Here is a 1,605-nt window from a genome sequence, read left to right as displayed (position 1 = left end):
CGTGACGGGGGCAAGACAGCCGGTCCCCGGGGAGAGGACGTATAAGCCGCCCAACCATCGCGCGGGGAATGCCGGGAGGCGGGCTCAAGCGGTGGTCGCAACACCAAGTGTTTTCATTCGTGACAGCAGCTCGTCAAGCGCTTCTGCTGGAGTTTTCCATCCTAGCGTCTTTCTCGGTCGGGAATTGAGCGCTGCGGCCACGGCGGCGATCTCGTCAGCATCGTAGACGCTCAGATCGGTACCTTTCGGGAAGTACTGCCGCAGCAGGCCATTCGTGTTCTCGTTCGTGCCACGTTGCCAGGGGCTTCTTGGATCGCAGAAGTAGATCTGAAGGTCTGTATCGATCTTGAGGTCACTGTGTTGAGCCATTTCGGTCCCCTGATCCCAGGTTAGCGAGCGGCGGAGTTCTTTGGGCAAGGTGACGATGGTGCGCGTGATCGCATCGCGTACCGCTTCAGCTCCGTGTCCGGAGAGCGCAGGCCCATCCTTCGTACGTGGGCCATCGTCAAACCCCGGCAGCCGTGGAAGGTGCAGGAGCATTGTAAACCGCGTGCTGCGTTCGACCAGCGTGCCGATTGCCGAGCTGGCGGAGCCGACGATCAGATCTCCTTCCCAATGTCCCGGCACAGCTCGATCCGCGACTTCGGCCGGACGCTCACTGATCATGATCTCTGGCGATATGAAGCCTTTGCTGCGCTTCCGCGTACGCGCTCGGGGCACGCGCAGCGCACGTCCCGTTCGCAAACAGGACGACAACTCGCGTTTCAGCGCTCCTCGGCCCTGAACAAAAAGCGCCTGGTAAATGGCTTCGTGGCTGATGCGCATCGCCTCGTCATCCGGGAAGTCGATCGGCAAGCGCCGGGCAATCTGCTCGGGACTCCACGCTTTCGTCCACCCCTGATCCTGGCTAGAGCCCGCACGACCGGCCTTCCGCCGAACGCCGCCTGGAGGTGCGACAAACCCTGCAAGCCGCTCTTCAACATAAGCGCGCAAGGCGGCGTTGCTTGCAAGCTTGCTCGGCTTAGGACGCCGGGCCGATCGATCTGCATGCCACTGGGCGGCCGTCGCCCGATAGGCCATCTTGCCGCCGTGCGTGGCCGCATTGCGATCGAGTTCACGGGAGATGGTCGAGGGAGATCGATTGAGACGCCGCGCTATCTCTCGTACAGAATGGCGCTGCGCATTCAGCAGCGCAATCTCTTCGCGCTCAGAAAAAGAGAGGTGCCGTCCGGAGAGCGGCTTCGCTGAAGGTCGGAACATTGCCGGTGCCACGCCGCCCGCTTTTCGAAATAATCGGGGGCCGACAGCATCCGATAATCCAGCAGCCAGCGCAGCATTCTCGCTGTTCAACCCAGCGGCAATCCCACGCCAAAATTTCTGCTGTTCCGCACGCCCCGCAACTGGTGGGCGCCCCAATGATCCCAGCTTGCCCCGCGTTGACCGTTTCTTTCGAATGCCCATCGCAACCTCCTCATCGAGTGTTGCGACGACCAATTGAATCCGCCCCCGGCCCTCCCTGCGCGATGGCTTTACGATTTATACGCGATCTCCCTGGGGACCGGCTGTCTTGCCCCCATCACCCGCAGGCAGCTCATCAGCAACGCC

The 1,605-nt window shown here is 61.9% G+C and carries 1 protein-coding gene; it reads right to left on the bottom strand.

Features of this window, described 5'->3' with window-relative positions; translation table 11 throughout:
- Positions 1 to 84: 84 nt before the first annotated feature.
- Positions 85 to 1,461: an IS30 family transposase gene (locus QX132_RS32990; RefSeq protein ID WP_315715219.1), complete on the bottom strand. Its 1,377-nt coding sequence runs from the start codon at positions 1,459 to 1,461 to the stop codon at positions 85 to 87.
- Between the last annotated feature and the right edge of the window lie 144 nt (positions 1,462 to 1,605).

This window comes from Bradyrhizobium sp. SZCCHNRI20481, assembly GCF_032485055.1.
Lineage (GTDB): Bacteria > Pseudomonadota > Alphaproteobacteria > Rhizobiales > Xanthobacteraceae > Bradyrhizobium.
The sequence above is the reverse complement of the archived record's forward strand: the minus strand, read 5'-3'. Positions and strand labels throughout refer to the sequence as shown.